Origin of the sequence: Nocardiopsis coralli, from assembly GCF_014892575.1 — a bacterium.
In the GTDB taxonomy this organism is placed as follows: domain Bacteria; phylum Actinomycetota; class Actinomycetes; order Streptosporangiales; family Streptosporangiaceae; genus Nocardiopsis; species Nocardiopsis coralli.
The window spans coordinates 132,129-147,085 of the sequence record NZ_JADBGI010000010.1 but is presented as its reverse complement, the minus strand read 5'-3'; the positions used below and the strand labels follow the sequence as shown (position 1 = coordinate 147,085).

The 14,957-nt window shown below is 71.3% G+C and carries 11 protein-coding genes; 2 read left to right on the top strand and 9 right to left on the bottom strand.

All coding sequences use genetic code 11. The features are described 5' to 3' along the window. Positions 1-3 precede the first annotated feature (3 nt). The 5 genes from pgl to tkt all read right to left on the bottom strand — a co-directional run bounded on the left by pgl (position 4) and on the right by tkt (position 6,686). Entirely contained in the window at positions 4-750 is a 747-nt protein-coding gene (pgl, locus tag IDM40_RS13440; RefSeq protein ID WP_193122331.1) for a 6-phosphogluconolactonase, read from the bottom strand. Then, positions 747-1,673, bottom strand: a complete 927-nt coding sequence (locus tag IDM40_RS13435) for a glucose-6-phosphate dehydrogenase assembly protein OpcA (RefSeq protein WP_193122330.1) — start codon at positions 1,671-1,673, stop codon at positions 747-749. Before IDM40_RS13435 ends, pgl begins: the two co-directional genes overlap by 4 nt. Before the next feature lie 28 nt (positions 1,674-1,701). Beyond that, positions 1,702-3,249: a glucose-6-phosphate dehydrogenase gene (gene zwf / locus IDM40_RS13430; RefSeq protein ID WP_193122329.1), complete on the bottom strand. Its 1,548-nt coding sequence runs from the start codon at positions 3,247-3,249 to the stop codon at positions 1,702-1,704. A 130-nt stretch (positions 3,250-3,379) separates the two neighbouring features. Then, positions 3,380-4,489, bottom strand: a complete 1,110-nt coding sequence (gene tal, locus IDM40_RS13425) for a transaldolase (RefSeq protein ID WP_193122328.1) — start codon at positions 4,487-4,489, stop codon at positions 3,380-3,382. 103 nt (positions 4,490-4,592) lie between these two features. Further along, entirely contained in the window at positions 4,593-6,686 is a 2,094-nt protein-coding gene (gene tkt / locus IDM40_RS13420) for a transketolase (RefSeq protein ID WP_193122327.1), read from the bottom strand. 654 nt (positions 6,687-7,340) lie between these two features. Between tkt and IDM40_RS13415 the strand changes: the two genes are divergently transcribed. Continuing rightward, on the top strand, positions 7,341-8,315 hold the full coding sequence (locus IDM40_RS13415; RefSeq protein ID WP_193122326.1) for a heme o synthase: 975 nt from the start codon (positions 7,341-7,343) through the stop codon (positions 8,313-8,315). A gap of 73 nt (positions 8,316-8,388) precedes the next feature. Here IDM40_RS13415 and IDM40_RS13410 read toward each other — a convergent pair whose 3' ends face one another. The 3 genes from IDM40_RS13410 to IDM40_RS13400 all read right to left on the bottom strand — a co-directional run bounded on the left by IDM40_RS13410 (position 8,389) and on the right by IDM40_RS13400 (position 12,389). Beyond that, complete coding sequence (locus IDM40_RS13410; protein ID WP_328807015.1) at positions 8,389-10,098, bottom strand: OmpA family protein; 1,710 nt, start codon at positions 10,096-10,098, stop codon at positions 8,389-8,391. Positions 10,099-10,254: 156 nt separating this feature from the next. Beyond that, positions 10,255-11,865 (bottom strand): OmpA family protein, encoded by a 1,611-nt coding sequence (locus IDM40_RS28820; protein WP_193122325.1) that lies wholly within the window; start codon positions 11,863-11,865, stop codon positions 10,255-10,257. A 125-nt stretch (positions 11,866-11,990) separates the two neighbouring features. Then, entirely contained in the window at positions 11,991-12,389 is a 399-nt protein-coding gene (locus IDM40_RS13400; protein WP_193122324.1) for a hypothetical protein, read from the bottom strand. A gap of 124 nt (positions 12,390-12,513) precedes the next feature. Here IDM40_RS13400 and IDM40_RS13395 point away from each other — a divergent pair, with 124 nt between their 5' ends. Continuing rightward, a complete protein-coding gene (locus IDM40_RS13395; protein ID WP_193122323.1) occupies positions 12,514-13,800 on the top strand; it encodes a PrsW family intramembrane metalloprotease in 1,287 nt (428 codons plus the stop codon). On the opposite strand, the gene IDM40_RS13390 is transcribed toward IDM40_RS13395, so the two are convergent. Further along, positions 13,736-14,851 (bottom strand): COX15/CtaA family protein, encoded by a 1,116-nt coding sequence (locus tag IDM40_RS13390; RefSeq protein ID WP_193122322.1) that lies wholly within the window; start codon positions 14,849-14,851, stop codon positions 13,736-13,738. The genes IDM40_RS13395 and IDM40_RS13390 overlap by 65 nt on opposite strands. Positions 14,852-14,957 lie beyond the last annotated feature (106 nt).

Here is a 14,957-nt window from a genome sequence, read left to right as displayed (position 1 = left end):
CCCTCAGATCCGTGAGGCGGCGTCCTCGTCCAGCCAGAACACCGTGCGCTCGCTCCCGCGGGCACCTGCCACCGGGGCCTCGTCCACCGAACCGCCGGCCAGCCCCAGACGCACCGCATCGGCCTTGCTCTGCCCGGCCGCGAGCAGCCAGACCTGGCGCGCCGCCCGGATCGACGGCAGCGTCAGCGTCACCCGTTGCGGCGGCGGCTTGGGGGAGTCGTGCACCCCCACCGCCGCGGCCTCGTCGTCGTGCACCTGCGGCAGACCCGGGAACAGCGACGCCACGTGCGCGTCCGGACCCACGCCCAACAGGCACACGTCGAAGGCCGGGACCGGGCCCGCACCGCGCGCGGCCACCGCCAGCTCCTGCGAGTACCGAGTCCCGGCGTGGTCGACCTGGTCACCGTCGGCCCCGTCGGAGGAGGGCATCGGGTGCACCTGGTGCGAGGGCACACCGACGTGGTCGATCAGCGCCTCGCACGCCTGCGTCTCGTTGCGGTCGCGGTCCCGGTCGGGCAGGAACCGCTCGTCCCCCCACCACAGGTGCACCGCCGACCAGTCCAACCCGATGCGGTCGGAGACCTCCCTCAGCTTGATCAACGACTTGATGCCGATGCCCCCGCCGGTCAGCACCACGTGCGCCACGCCCCGCTCGGCCACCGCGCTCTGGATCTGCCGTGCCAGCTCGTCGGCCACGGCCGAGGCCAGCGCCTCGTCGTCGGGGTGGCGGACCACTTCCGGTTCACTCACTTGCCTGCTCCGCTTCCAGCGGCCACGTCCCCCAGGTGCCGGGCCGCGCTCGCGTAGGTCTCGTCTGCATCCAGTCGGCGCAGCTCCTCGGCCAGGGCCAGGGCCGCGCCGCGGCGGGCCAGCGCCACCGTCTGGTCCGGCTGCCCGGACCGCGACAGGGTCGCCGTCCGGCCGTCGGTCCGGGAGATCACCACGTCCCCCCGATCGGTGGACAACCGCGCCTCGGTCAGGCCGGGCCCGTCCGAGGTGCTGCGCTCCACCGGGACCGCCAGGCGTTCGGACAACCACGACGCCAACAGCTCGGCGCTCGGGTAGCGCGGCTCGGCCGTCACCCGCGCCGAGGTCACCCACCCGCTGGGCTGGTCCATCACGCTCGCCAGCAACGAGCGCCACGGCGTCAGCCTGGTCCAGGTCAGGTCCGTGTCGCCCGGACGGTAGTGAGCTACCCGTTCTCGCAGGTCGTGCAACGGGTCCTCGGCACGCAACGCGTCGGTGATGCGCCGCTGGGCCAGGCGCCCCACCGGGTCGGACGCCGGGTCGGCCGGACCCACGCCCGGCCACCACACCACCACCGGCGCGTCCGGCACCAGCAGGGGCGTGACCACCGAGTCCGGGTGCTCACCCAACGGCCCGTACAACCGCAGCAGCACCGCCTCACCCGGGCCGGACGTGCCCGGTCGGCGGATCTCGGCGTCGATGGCCGGCTCGGCCTCCGGGTCGCGGCGGATCAGCGCGATCACCCGCGAGGGGTGCTCGCGCCCGGCCTCCGTGGCCGCACGCACCGCGTCGTAGTGGTCGGCCTCGTCGGTGACGATGACCAGGGTCAGGACCATGTTCATCGCACCGCCGCCCACACTCAGGCGCTCCGACATCAGCGCGTCGGTGATCTGCGAGGTGGTGGTACGCGGCAGGTAGAGCGTCATCGAACCCTCCGGGCGTGGTCGTGGCTGGTCACGGGCGCCGCCAGTGGCGACCGTCCCGCGCGAGCAGGGCCTGCCCCGACTCCGGGCCCCAGGTCCCCGCGCCGTACTGGTCGGGCTGTCCCGAGCGTGCCCAGTGTTCCTCGACCGGGTCCAGGATCTGCCATGACAGCTCGACCTCCTCCTGGCGCGGGAACAGCGGCGGGTCGCCGATGAGCACGTCCAGGAGCAGCCGCTCGTAGGCCTCCGGGCTGGCCTCGGTGAAGGACTGCCCGTAGGTGAAGTCCATGCTCACGTCCCGCACCTCCATGCTCGCCCCGGGCACCTTCGACCCGAAACGCAGCGTCACACCCTCGTCGGGCTGGATACGGAGCACGAGCGCGTTCTGGCCCAGCTCGCTGACGTCCGAACGCGGGAACATCTGCTGGGGCGCGGCCTGGAAGACCAGCGCCACCTCGGTGACCCGGCGCCCCAACCGCTTCCCGGTGCGCAGGTAGAACGGCACCCCGGACCACCGGCGGGTGTCCACGCCCAGCTTCAGCGCCGCGTAGGTCTCGGTGATGGAGTCGGAGGGGATGCCCTCCTCCTCGAGGTAACCGGGCACCTTCGAGCCGCCCTGCCACCCGGCCGCGTACTGGCCGCGCGCGGTCCCGGTCGACAGGTCCTCGGGCAGGGAGACCGCCGAGAGCACCTTCTCCTTCTCGGCCCGGATCGCGTCAGCGCTGTAGGAGAGCGGCTCCTCCATCGCCACCAGCGCCAGCAGCTGCAACAGGTGGTTCTGGATCACGTCGCGGGCCGCACCGATGCCGTCGTAGTACCCCGCGCGTCCCCCCACGCCGATGTCCTCGGCCATGGTGATCTGCACGTGGTCGACGTAGTTGCGGCTCCACAGCGGCTCGAACAGGGTGTTGGCGAACCGCAGCGCCAGGATGTTCTGGACCGTCTCCTTGCCCAGGTAGTGGTCGATGCGGAAGACCGACGAGGGCGGGAACACCTCGTCCACGACCGCGTTGAGGTCCTGGGCGCTGGCCAGGTCGTGCCCGAACGGCTTCTCGATCACCACCCGGCGCCACGGTGTCGTCCCTGCGGTCCCTCCGGGCTCGGGCTCGGCCAGCCCGGAACGCTTGAGCTGGGTGACCACGGTCGGGAACAACTTCGGCGGCAACGACAGGTAGAACGCGTAGTTGCCGCCCGTGCCCCGCTCGGCGTCGAGCTCGTGCACCGTCGAGGCCAGCCTGTCGAAGGCCTCCTCGTCGTCCAGCTCGCCCTGGACGAACCGCACACCCTCGCTCAACTGGCGCCACACGTCCTCACGGAACGGGGTGCGCGCGTACTTGCGCACCGCCTCGTGTGCCTCGTGCGCGAAGTCCTGGTCCTCCCAGTCGCGTCGCGCGAACCCCACCAGGCCGAACCCCGGCGGCAGCAGCCCACGGTTGGCCAGGTCGTAGATGGCGGGCAGCAGTTTCTTGCGGGCCAGGTCCCCCGTGACGCCGAAGAGCACCAGCACGCTGGGGCCCGCGATACGCGGCAGTCGGCGGTCCAGGGCGCCTCGGAGCGGGTTCGGTACCGCTCCCGGCATCACCGGTTCTTTCAAGCTGACTCACGCTTCCTGTCGAGAGTGGCCGGTGGACGGTGATCGGACCCCGTGCCCGCGCCCCGGAGGCGGGACACGGGCACGGGGCGGGTACGGGAGCCGGTCGCCGAGAGGGTCAGGACAGGCTGTCGAGCTTGTTCGAGACACCCTTGAGCAGGCTGTCCCAGGAGTCGACGAACTTCTGCACGCCCTCGTCCTCCAGGACCCCGAACACGTCGGTGAGGTTGATCCCGGCGCCCTCCAGAGCGGCGAAGTCCTCCCTCGCCGACTGGTAGGTGCCCAGGACCGTGTTGCCCTCGATCACGCCGTGGTCGGCCACCGCGTCCAGCGTGGCCTGCGGCATCGTGTTGACGGTGTCGCGCGCCACCAACTGCGTGACGTAGAGCGTGTCGTCCAGGTCCGGGTCCTTCACACCGGTGGAGGCCCACAGCGGGCGCTGCGGCTGGGCGCCCAGCTCGGCCAGGGCGCGCCACTCCTTGGTGTCGAAGGCCTGCTCGTGGGCCTCGTACGCCAGGCGGGCGTTGGCGATGGCCGCCTTGCCCTTGAGGGCGAGCGCCTCGTCGGTGCCGATGGTGTCCAGGCGCTTGTCGATCTCGGTGTCGACCCGGCTGACGAAGAACGACGCCACCGACTGGATGCGGGACAGGTCGTGGCCGTTGGCGCGGGCCAGCTCCATACCCTCCATGAAGGCGTCCATGACCTGGCGGTACCGGTCCAGGGAGAAGATCAGGGTCACGTTCACGCTGATGCCGTGGCCCAGCACCTGCGTGATCGCGGGCAGACCCTCCACCGTGGCGGGGATCTTGATCATCACGTTCGGGCGGTCCACGAGCCACCACAGGGCCTTGGCCTCGGCGACCGTGCGCTCGGTGTCTCGCGCCAGACGCGGGTCGACCTCCAGGGACACCCGGCCGTCGACGCGGTCGGTGGAGTCGTAGACCGGACGCATGAGGTCCGCGGCCCACCGGATGTCGTAACCGGTCAGCATGCGCACGGCCTCGTCGACCGAGACCCCGCGCGCGACCAGGTCCTGGACCTGCTCGTCGTAGGCGTGGCCCTCCGACAGCGCCTTGTCGAAGATCGTCGGGTTGGAGGTCACGCCGACCACGCTGTGGGTCGACATCAGCTCGGCCAGGTTGCCCGAGCGCAGACGCTCGCGGCTGAGGTCGTCCAGCCAGACGGACACGCCTGCCCGGCTCAGGGACTCCAGTGCCTCGTTGCTCATCTTTCTCGCGCCTTCCTCAACGGGCGGTGTCCGCCCTGGTGACAGGGGCGGGCCCCGCCGGATGACCCCACCCGGGCGGGGCCCGTTACGGGCCGGTGTCCGGTCAGCGGGCGGCCTTGGCGGCGCTGTCGCGGACCGCCGCGACGACCGCCGCGGAGGTGATCCCGAACTTCTCGTACAGGGTCTCGTACGGGGCGGAGGCACCGAAGTGTTCCAGGCTGACCGACACGCCGGAGTCGCCGACGTACTCGCGCCAACCCAGGGCCACACCGGCCTCCACGGACACGCGGGTGCGCACCGAGGACGGCAGGACCTGCTCGCGGTAGTCCTCGCCCTGGGCCTCGAACCACTCCACGGACGGCATGGAGACCACACGGGTGGGCGTGCCGGCCTCCTCGAGCTCCTTGCGGGCCTCGAGCGCGATCGGCACCTCGCTGCCGGTGGCGATCACGATCGCCTCGGGGGAGCCCCCGGAGGCCTCGGCCAGCACGTAACCGCCCTTGGCCGCCTCCTCGGCCGGGGCGTACTCGCCGCGGTCGAGGACGGGCAGGTTCTGACGGGTCAGAGCCAGCGCGGAGGGGCGGTCGGAGGTCTCCAGGACCTTGCGCCAGACCACGGCGGTCTCGTTCGCGTCGGCCGGGCGGATCACGTCCAGGCCCGGGATCGCCCGCAGCGCCCAGAGGTGCTCGATCGGCTGGTGGGTGGGGCCGTCCTCACCCAGGCCGATGGAGTCGTGCGTCCACACGTAGGTCACCGGCAGCTGCATGAGCGCGGCCAGACGCACGGCCGGACGCATGTAGTCGCTGAAGACCAGGAACGTGCCGCCGTAGGGGCGCGTGGGACCGTGCAGGGCGATGCCGTTGAGGATCGAACCCATGCCGTGCTCGCGCACACCGAAGTGCAGCACACGGCCGTGCGGGTTGCCCGGGAACATCGTGCTGGCCCGGTCGAAGGGCAGGAAGGAGGGCTCACCCTTGGGGGTGGTGTTGTTGGACCCTGCCAGGTCGGCCGAACCGCCCCACAGCTCCGGCAGTTCCGGGGCCAGGGCGCTGAGCACCTCGCCGCCGGCCTTGCGGGTGGCCATGCCCTTGGCGTCGGCCTCGAAGGACGGCAGCTTCTCGGTCCAGCCCTCGGGGAGCTTGCCCGACTGCAGGCGGTCGAAGAGCTCGCCGTGCTCGCCCGCGCCGCGGCGCCAGGCCTGGAAGGCGTTCTCCCACTCGCTGCGTGCCTGGCGGCCCCGGTCCAGCGCCTTGCGGGTGTGCTCGATGACCGCGTCCTCCACGTGGAAGGCCTCGTCGGTCAGGCCGAGGATCTCCTTGGTGGCGGAGATCTCGTCGGTGCCGATGGCCGCACCGTGGATCGCGCCGGTGTTCTGCTTGTTCGGCGCCGGCCAGCCGATGACGGTGCGCAGGCGGATGAACGTGGGACGCCCGGTCTCGGCCTTGCCGCGCAGGATCGCCTGGTAGAGGGCGTCGATGTCCTCGGCGTACTCGCCCGTGGCGGTCCAGTCGACCTCCTCGACGTGCCAGCCGTAGGCGCTGTAGCGCTCGACCACGTTCTCGGTGTGGGCGATGCGGGTGTCGTCCTCGATGGAGATCTGGTTGTCGTCCCAGATCATGATGAGGTTGCCCAGGTTCTGCGTGCCGGCCAGGGCGCTGGCCTCGTGGCTGACACCCTCCTGGACGTCGCCGTCGGAGCAGAACGCGAAGATGTGGTGGTCGAAGGGGCTGGCGCCGGGGCCGGCCTCGGGGTTGAACAGCCCGCGCTCGCGGCGGGCGGCCATGGCCATGCCGACGGCGTTGCCCACGCCCTGGCCGAGGGGACCGGTGGTGGTCTCCACGCCGGGGGTGTGGCCGACCTCGGGGTGGCCGGGGGTGATGCTTCCCCACTGGCGCAGTTCCTTGAGGTCGTCCAGGCCCACGCCGTAACCGGCGAGGTAGAGCTGGATGTAGAGGGTCAGGCTGGAGTGGCCGACCGACAGCACGAAGCGGTCCCGTCCGACCCAGTCGGGCGCGGCCGGGTCGTGGCGCATGACCTTCTGGAAGAGGAGGTAGGCGGCGGGGGCGAGGCTCATGGCGGTGCCGGGGTGTCCGTTACCCGACTTCTCTACCGCGTCCATGGCCAGGGCGCGGACGGTGTTGACCGCGCGGAGGTCGAGGTCCGACCACTCCAGTTCTTGCGGGGTGTGGGCGTTCACGGACTGTCGTCTCCTTCTCGGGCACCCGTTCGCCCGGTGGGCGGGGTGGGTCGTGTGCGTGCGTGTCGGGGCCGTCGCCGCGCCGTCGGGACCGGACCCGGAAGGCGGGCCGCGGGTGACGAGAGGGGTGTCGTCGAGGAGGGTGGGGCGCCCGTTCCGCCGAGCGCCGCTCAGGAGCCCCGTCGGACGACGCCGCCGTGTGCGACGGCCGCCGAGGTCGGCGAAACCACGACGGGTTCGGCCAACTGTGAGCCTATCGTTCGTGGTCGGTGATGTCGTTGCCCGACACCTTGCACTACCAGCCAGTAATGTGGTGTGCCCGCCCGCACGCCCCTGACGGGGGCGCCCGTGCGCGGCGCGTGGCACGCTGGCAGCCGTTCGGGGCCTGTGCGACCCTGCTGTACACTCCGGGCCGCCGGACCAGGGTCTTTGGTTGTCGGGGGGCTGGTCCTCGGCCCGCGAGAAGTAGTACTACAGTATGTCGTTGACGGGGTTTTCCGCCGGTCCGGGCACCGGGCGGCCGTTCGACCCCGCGTGGCGAGCAGTGTCGAGAATCCCTAGAGTTGTCGAGGTATCCGCGTGTCTGAAACCGAGCCGGTACCCCCCGTGGGGCCCCGACTGCGGCGTAGCCGTCCGGCCGTGAGGACACGGTAGATGGCCCTCGCAGACCGAGCCCAGCAGACGGGCCCCGCCGGCACCGACGACACGAGCCCCGAGGCTTCCCGCAAGGCCTCCCTGGGCGAGTACGTACGTGCCTACGTGGCCCTGTCCAAACCCCGCGTCATCGAGCTGCTGCTCATCACCACCATCCCGGTGATGTTCGTCGCGGCCGGGGGAGTGCCGCCGCTGTGGACCGCGGTCGCCACCCTCCTGTTCGGGACGATGTCGGCGGCCAGCGCGAACGCGATGAACTGTTACATCGACCGCGACATCGACCGTGAGATGCGCCGCACCCGGCAGCGTCCCGGTGCGATGCAGCTGGTCACCCCCCGCGGGGCCCTCGTCTACGGCCTGGTGCTGTCGATCGGCTCCACGGTCGGGTTCGCCCTCCTGGTCAACTGGCTCGCGGCGGCCCTGTCGGCCTTCGCGATCCTGTTCTACATCTTCGTGTACACGATGCTGCTCAAGCGGCGCACGGCCCAGAACGTCGTGTGGGGCGGCATCGCCGGGTGCATGCCCGTGCTCATCGGGTGGGTGGCCGTGACCGGCAGCCTGGCGTGGGCGCCCTTCGTGCTCTTCCTCGTGGTGTTCTTCTGGACCCCGCCCCACACCTGGGCGCTGGCCATGCGCTACCGCGAGGACTACGCCGCCGCCAACGTGCCCATGCTGCCCGTGGTGGCCACCGACCGCCGGGTGCTGTTGGAGTGCGTGCTCTACAGCTGGGCGACCGTGGCGGTCTCCCTCATCTTCTGGCCGGTGGCCGGCACGACCGTCGTCTACGGCGGCGTCGCCCTGGCGCTCGGTGTGCTGCTGTTGGTCCAGGCGCACCGCATGTACAACCGCTCCCGGGCGGGCGTGACCGGTGCCAAGCTCAAGACGATGGGCTTCTTCCACCTGACCAACGCCTACCTGGCGCTGCTGTTCGTGGCGGTGACCGTCGACCCGATCATCGCGGGTCTGATCACCTGAGCCCTTCCGCGCTCGCGCGTGTGGCCGCCGTCCGGGATCTCCCGGCGGCGGCCACACGTGTGTACGGGGGTGCTCACTCGATGGGGACGGTGAACTCCCCGAACGGGTCGGCGTCCAGTGTCACTTCGTCCACGTCCCCGGTCGGCGCGGGGAAGTAGGCGAACATGCGCTTGGGGTCCTCGTCCGATTTCGGCAGGGTGTTGAAGTACCGGGAGGACAGGTAGGTGCCGGCATCCGTGTCGCCGTCCTGTTCCAGGTCACCGATCCGGACCGCACGCAGCACTTCGTCGGTGCCCTCCGCCGAGACGGAGAAGCGGGTGAACTGGCCGCCCCCGTACTCCCCCGCCATCACGTTCGAGATGGGCGGGACCGCACCGGAACCCCCGCCGTGCTCGAACTCGAAGACGCCCACGAGGTAGGCGCCGTCGCGGTACATCGGGTGGACGTGCACGTTGTAGGCGGCGTTGCCGTTCAGGAACGTGCCGGAACCGCTGTCGACCACCTCGCCGTCGTCCTCGCGGAACGGGGCCGGAGGCGCCACGTCGGCCCCAGCCGCGGACCCACCGCCGCCATCCCCGTCGTCGTCCCCGCCGGTGTCGGCCTCGCCGCGTTCGGCTTCGGCCAGGAGCCGGTAGGAGATCTCCACCCGGCGGTTGGCGGCCTGCGCCTCCTCCACGTCGTTCTCCTCGTCCCCGCTCTCGTCGGCGACGGGTTCGTCGGCGCCCCGGCCCTCGGTCTCGTACTCGTAGTCGTCGCCGAGCTCCTCGGACAGGCACTCGTGCACCGCCTCGGCGCGCTCCTCGGACAGGAACTCGTGCACCGCCTCGGCGCGCTCCTCGGACAGGAACTCGTGCACCGCCTCGGCGCGCTCCTCGGACAGGGCCTGGTTGTAGTCGTCCGACCCCTGGCCGTCGGTGTGGCCGACGATGGCGATCGGGGGTTCGTCCGGGTCCGCGTCGGCCCGGGTCTCGTCGGCGATCTCGGTCAGCACGTCCGCGGCCTCGCCCGTCAGCTCGGCCTCGTCGAACTCGAAGAGCACGTCGGCGTGCAGGCCCACGGTCCGCTGCCCGGTCCCGTCGGTGCGGGTGCGGTCGCTCTCCTCGGTGATCGCGTGCAGCTCGTTGGCCCACTCCTCGGGGTCGGCCGCGGGCTGGTGGTCCCTGAGTTGCAGCTCCACCGTGTCGCCGGGCTCGATGTCGCCGTGTTTCCCGTCGTGCGAGGGCGGCTGCTCCGGGGGCTCGGCGTCGATGACGGGGATGCCGGTGAACTCGCCGGCCGTGCTCGAGGTGTGCAGTGAGACCCGGTCGACGTCCTCGGGCACCGGCGGGTAGTGGAGCTCGATCTCGTAGTCGGCCTCGGGCACCCACGCGTCGGGCATGATGCTGCCGATGCTCTGCTCATCGGAGTTCTGCATGGGCGCGTAGTGCATGCCGCCGACCGGGTCGATCAGCTCGAACGCGTAGTTGCTGCCGGCCAGGCTCCGGTTGAACGCGTCCAGTCCGAGCACGTAGGACTCGTCGGTCTCCTCAAGGGCGTTGACGGTGAACCGGAGGACACTGCGGTCCTCCCAGCGCTCCACGTGGTGCACCGCCACTCTGGCCTCGAACTCCAGGCCGCCGAAGAGGCCTTCCTTGACGAAGGGGCCTTCGCCGTAGTCGCCCTCGTCGACCTCCTCCGCGGCGTCGGTGGCTTCTTCGTCGTCGTTGTCGTCACCGAAGAGTCCGCATCCGGTGATCAGGGTCAGGGCACTGGCCGCGGCGGCCAGACGCAGGGGGGTTCGCACGGGGGCTCCTCCGGGTCGGGACTGCTTCACGTCCCCCTACGTTGCAGCCCGCGCGGGATCGGTTCCGGTGTCCGTTGCCTGTTTCACACACAGTGTTGGCCGCTGCGGCCGCCCCGGGGTCCGGCTCCCGCGGGGCGGCCGTTCGTGTTCGTGTGGCTACTCGACCGGAACCGTGAACTCGCCGAAGCGGTCGGCGTCCAGCGTCACCTCGTCGACCTCCTCGGGCGGGGCCGGGAAGTAGGCGAAGCCCACGCGCGACTCGCCTTCCTCCATGAAGATCGAGTGTTGCCGGTGGGCGAGGTAGTCCCCGTTGGTCTCACCGGAAGGCACGGCCCCCACGCGCGCGGTGCGCAGGACCTCGCCCTCATCCGGGCCACGGACACCGAACGCGGTCAGGTGGCCGCCGGTGTAGGTGCCCTCCAGTCGGTCGAGCGGGGCCGAACCGTCTTCCGGCGTCTCCAACCCGAAGACACCCACCAGGTAGGCGCCGTCGCGGTAGAAGGGGTACACGTCCAGCCGAACCTCCGACGGGCTGCCCTCCAGCATCTGTGCCTCCCCGGAATCGACCGGCTCGCCCAGCTCTTCACGGAAGGGTGCCGGTTCCGCGACCACGCTCTCGAGCGGGCCTCCGCCACCGTCCCCGTCGTCGGCGCCGGCCTCCCGTTCGGCCTCGGGCAGCAACGTGTAGGAGATCTCGACCCGGCGGTTGGTGGCCTGGGCGTCCTCCCGCTGTTCCTCGTCGTCGGCGCTCTCGTCCGCGACGGGTTCATCCGCGGCCCGGCCCTCGGTCTCGTACTCGTAGTCGTCGCCGAGCTCCTCGGACAGGAACTCGTGCACGGCGTTGGCGCGCTCCTCCGACAGGTTCTGATTGTGGTCGTCCGACCCCTGGCCGTCGGTGTGGCCGACCACGTTGATCGGCGGTTGTGACGGGTCGGCCTCGGCACGGGTCTGCTCGGCGACCTCGGTGAGGGTGTCGGCCGCTTCGTCGGTCAGCTCGGACTCGTCCAGTTCGAAGAGCACGTCGGCGTGCAGGCCGACCGTGGCCTCGTCCCCGCCGTCCGCGCGGGTGCGGGAAGGGTGTTCGACGATCGGGTGGAGCTCGTCGACGTAGTCCTCCGGCTCGCCCTCGACGTCGGTTCCGCGGGTCTCCAGGGCGAGCGTGTCACCCGCCTCCATCTCGAAGGCGTCGTCCTCCTCCCCGGTGGGCGGGTCCTCCGGGGGCTCCCCGTCGACCACCGGAACGCCGCTGACCGGCGGGATGTCGCCGGCCGCGTGCAGGGTCAGGCGCTCCACGTCGTCCGGGACGAGGGGGAAGTGCGCCTCCATCTCGAACTGCCCGCCCACGAACCAGGTCTGGGGCATCGGGCTGCCCGGGTTGTAACCGTCGGAGTCCGCAAGGGGCTTGTAATGGGTCGAGCCGACGGTGTCGATGAGCGCGAAGTCCCACGTCCCGGAGTCGTAGTGGGCGAAGGTCCCCGACTTGATCATGCGGTCGCCCTCGTCGTGGGCGTCGTCGCCCAGGGGTTCGACGGTGAAGCGCAGGACACTCCGGTCGTCCCAGCGTTCGACGTGCTCGAAGGAGACTCGGGCCGGGAAGCCGTTGTCACCGCCGAACGCACCCTCCACCACCAGGGGACCGTCGGCGTGCTCGACCTCCTCCGCGGAACCGGCGGCTTCTCCGTCGTCGTTGTCGTCACCGAAGGGTCCGCATCCGGTGATCAGGGTCAGGGCACTGGCCGCGGCGGCCAGACGCAGGGGGGTTCGCACGGGGGCTCCTCCGGGTCGGGACGGCTTCACGTCCCCCTACGATGCAGCCCGCGCGGGATCGGTTCCGGTGTTCGTTTCCTGTTTCACACACGGTGTTGGCCGCTCGTGCCGACCCCGGTCGCCCGTTAGCGGCGCCAGGCGAGCGCGGCCGACCACGCCACCAGGCCGGTCAGCACCACGGCCAGCGGCACGTGCGCCTGCAGCACCCCGAACGTTCCCAGCGCCGCCTGTACGAGCCCGAGCAGCAGCGCCAGCGCGCTGATCACCAGCAGTGCGCGCGCGCCCGTGCGCGCACGCCCCGGCCCCCACCACAGCCACGCCGCCGCGCCCAGCTGCACGGCGGCGGCCGCGTGCACCACGAAGGCCCCGTAGTAGTGCAGGTACAGCGCCTCCATGCTGATGGGGGTCGTGACCAGGTTCCCGGCGGTCGCGCCCTCCCACAGGATCATGGCCAGATGGGCGAGCACGGCCACCCGCAGCAGGGTCAGGGCGGCCGGGGTCTTCGCGGGTGCGGTGGTCTCCATCGTCTGCCTTCCGGTCGGATGCGGGCGGGTCCGATTGTCCCGCAGGGGCGGTGTGCCCCGGGCCACCACGGGGCCGCGGGGGCCGGGTCCGCCACCGGGCGTCTTCCTACTACGATCGGTGCCCATGCCCCGTCTCGACACCAGCGCCATCCTGCAGGGACGCAACTCCCGCCGCTCGACCACCCTCCTGGTCGGCACCACCGTCAGCGTCGTGTGCATGGCCGGAATGTTCGTCTATCTGTGGATGCTCGCCATGGCCGGGGGAGCGGCCGCCGGCATCGACGGGGCCACCGGGTTCGTCGTCAGCCTCCTGGCGGCGGTCGTGCCCGTCAGTGTGCTGATCCCGCTCATCCTGCTGCTGGACCGCCTGGAACCCGAACCCCGCTCCGTGCTCTTCTTCGCCTTCGCCTGGGGCGCCGGTGTGGCCGTGGTGGCCTCCCTCGTGCTCAACGCCTGGGGGCTGCGCAGCGTCGCGGTTCCGCTCTTCGGCCCCGACACCGGGGGCGTGGTCGCCACCTCGGTCGTCGCCCCGATCGTGGAGGAGAGCGCCAAGGGCCTGGTGCTGCTGATCCTGCTCTGGCGGCGGCGCCACGAGATCGACACCTACACCGACGGCGTGGTCTACGGCGGCATGGTCGCCACCGGGTTCGCCTTCACCGAGAACATCCTGTACTTCCTCGGCGCGTTCTTCGAGGGCAACCTCGCCGCGACCTTCGTGCTGCGCGGGATCGTCGCCCCCTTCGGCCACCCCGTCTACACCGCCATGATCGGGATCGGCGTGGCCTACGCCGCGATGCACACCGGGCGCGCGCGTGCGCTGGCCCCGGTCGCCGGCTGGGTCGTGGCCGTGGTGCTGCACGGCATGTGGAACGGCGCCGCCCAGACCGGGTGGACCGGCCTGGGACTGGCCTACGCGGTGGTGTTCGTGGCCGCGCTCGGGATCGTGAGCCTGTCGGCGCGTGACCGGCGCGCCCAGGTCGCCGCGATCGGGCGCCACCTGCCCCCGTACGTGTCGACCGGGCTGGTCACGCCGTCCGACATCACCATGCTCAGTTCCATGCCCGAGCGGCGTGAGGCCAGGGAGTGGGCCTCGCGCAACGCCGGGCCGAAGGGGCGCGCGGCGATGAAGGAGTACCAGCTCGCCGCGACGGAGCTGGCCCTGCTGCACCAGAAGATCGACGCCGGGCGCCCCCGCGGGGACTGGAAGGTGCGGCGCGATTCCTACCTGGCGCTCATGCACGTCTCGCGGGACACGTTCCTGGGCCGTATGCACCAGCCGGTCACACCCGGGTGGGCGGAGAGCCCCACGGACTCCGGGTTCCTGCGCCGCTCCGACTTCGCGCAGGTCATTGCCCAGGCGCGGGCCCAGCAGGGGTACGAGCCCCGTCATGCTCCGCGGGGAGGTCCGTGACCGCCTCGTCAGGCGCTTCCAGCCGGGTGGTGGAGAAGTACAGGCGCGCGATCGCGATCCAGGTCAGGGCCGAGCCGAGCACGTGCAGGACCACCAGGGACTCCGGCAGGGCCAGGGCGTACTGGGTGTAGCCGATCACGCCCTGCATGATCACCAGTCCGACCAGGGACACCGAGGCCACGCGCACCGGGCGGGCGGCGCCGGTGCGGAAGGCCAGGACCGCGGCGACCGCGGCGGCGACCAGCGTGAGCCAGGCCAGGCCGGAGTGCACGGGGGTGATGATCTCCAGGTTCAGGTCCCAGCGGGGCGCCATCGCGTCGCCGCCGTGCGGGCCGGTGCCGGTGACGACGGTTCCGGCGATGAGTAGCAGGAACCCGACGACGACCAGGCCGACGGAGAGCGCGTGCAGGAGCGGGTTCACCGTCACCCGCGGCTTGCCCTCCGGTTCCCGGATACGCACGTACAGGGCGACGGTGATGAACACCATCACCATCGAGAGCAGGAAGTGTGAGGAGACCGCGGCCGGGTGCAGGTCGGTCCAGACGGTGATGCCGCCGAGCACGGCCTGGCCGAGCACGCCTGCGGGGATGATCGCGGCGAGGAGCGTGAGGTCGCGGCGGCGCGGGATCGAGCGCAGGACCGCGATGAGGGTGATGACGCCGACCGCCATGACCAGGAAGGTCAGCGTGCGGTTGCCGAACTCCACGGCGGCGTTGAAGGCCGCGTGCCCGGTGTTGACCGGCACGAAGCTGTCCGGCGTGCACCGGGGCCACTCGGAGCAACCCAGCCCCGACTCGGTGACGCGCACGGTGGCGCCGGTGACGGCGATCCCCGCGTTGACCGCGATGTTGCCCAGCGCCCAGGCTCGCAACGACCGAGTGGTGGGGGTCCAGATGGTGCGGGCGAGGAAGATCAGGGCGATGACCCCGGCGGCCGCCAGGGCGATCTGCCAGCCCCACAGGGGGAGGCCCAGGACGACGATGTCGTCCAGGTCCACCGCTGCCGGGGGAAGGGTGCTCTGGGCCGTCGCGGCGGCCGGGGAATCAGACATACGACAGACTGTAGTACACCGTGTGCGCGTCCGTGACGCGGCCCCGCCGCAGTCGCCACCTGCACGGACGCAGGGAAACCCGCATGCGATCTACAACGTAAAGGAC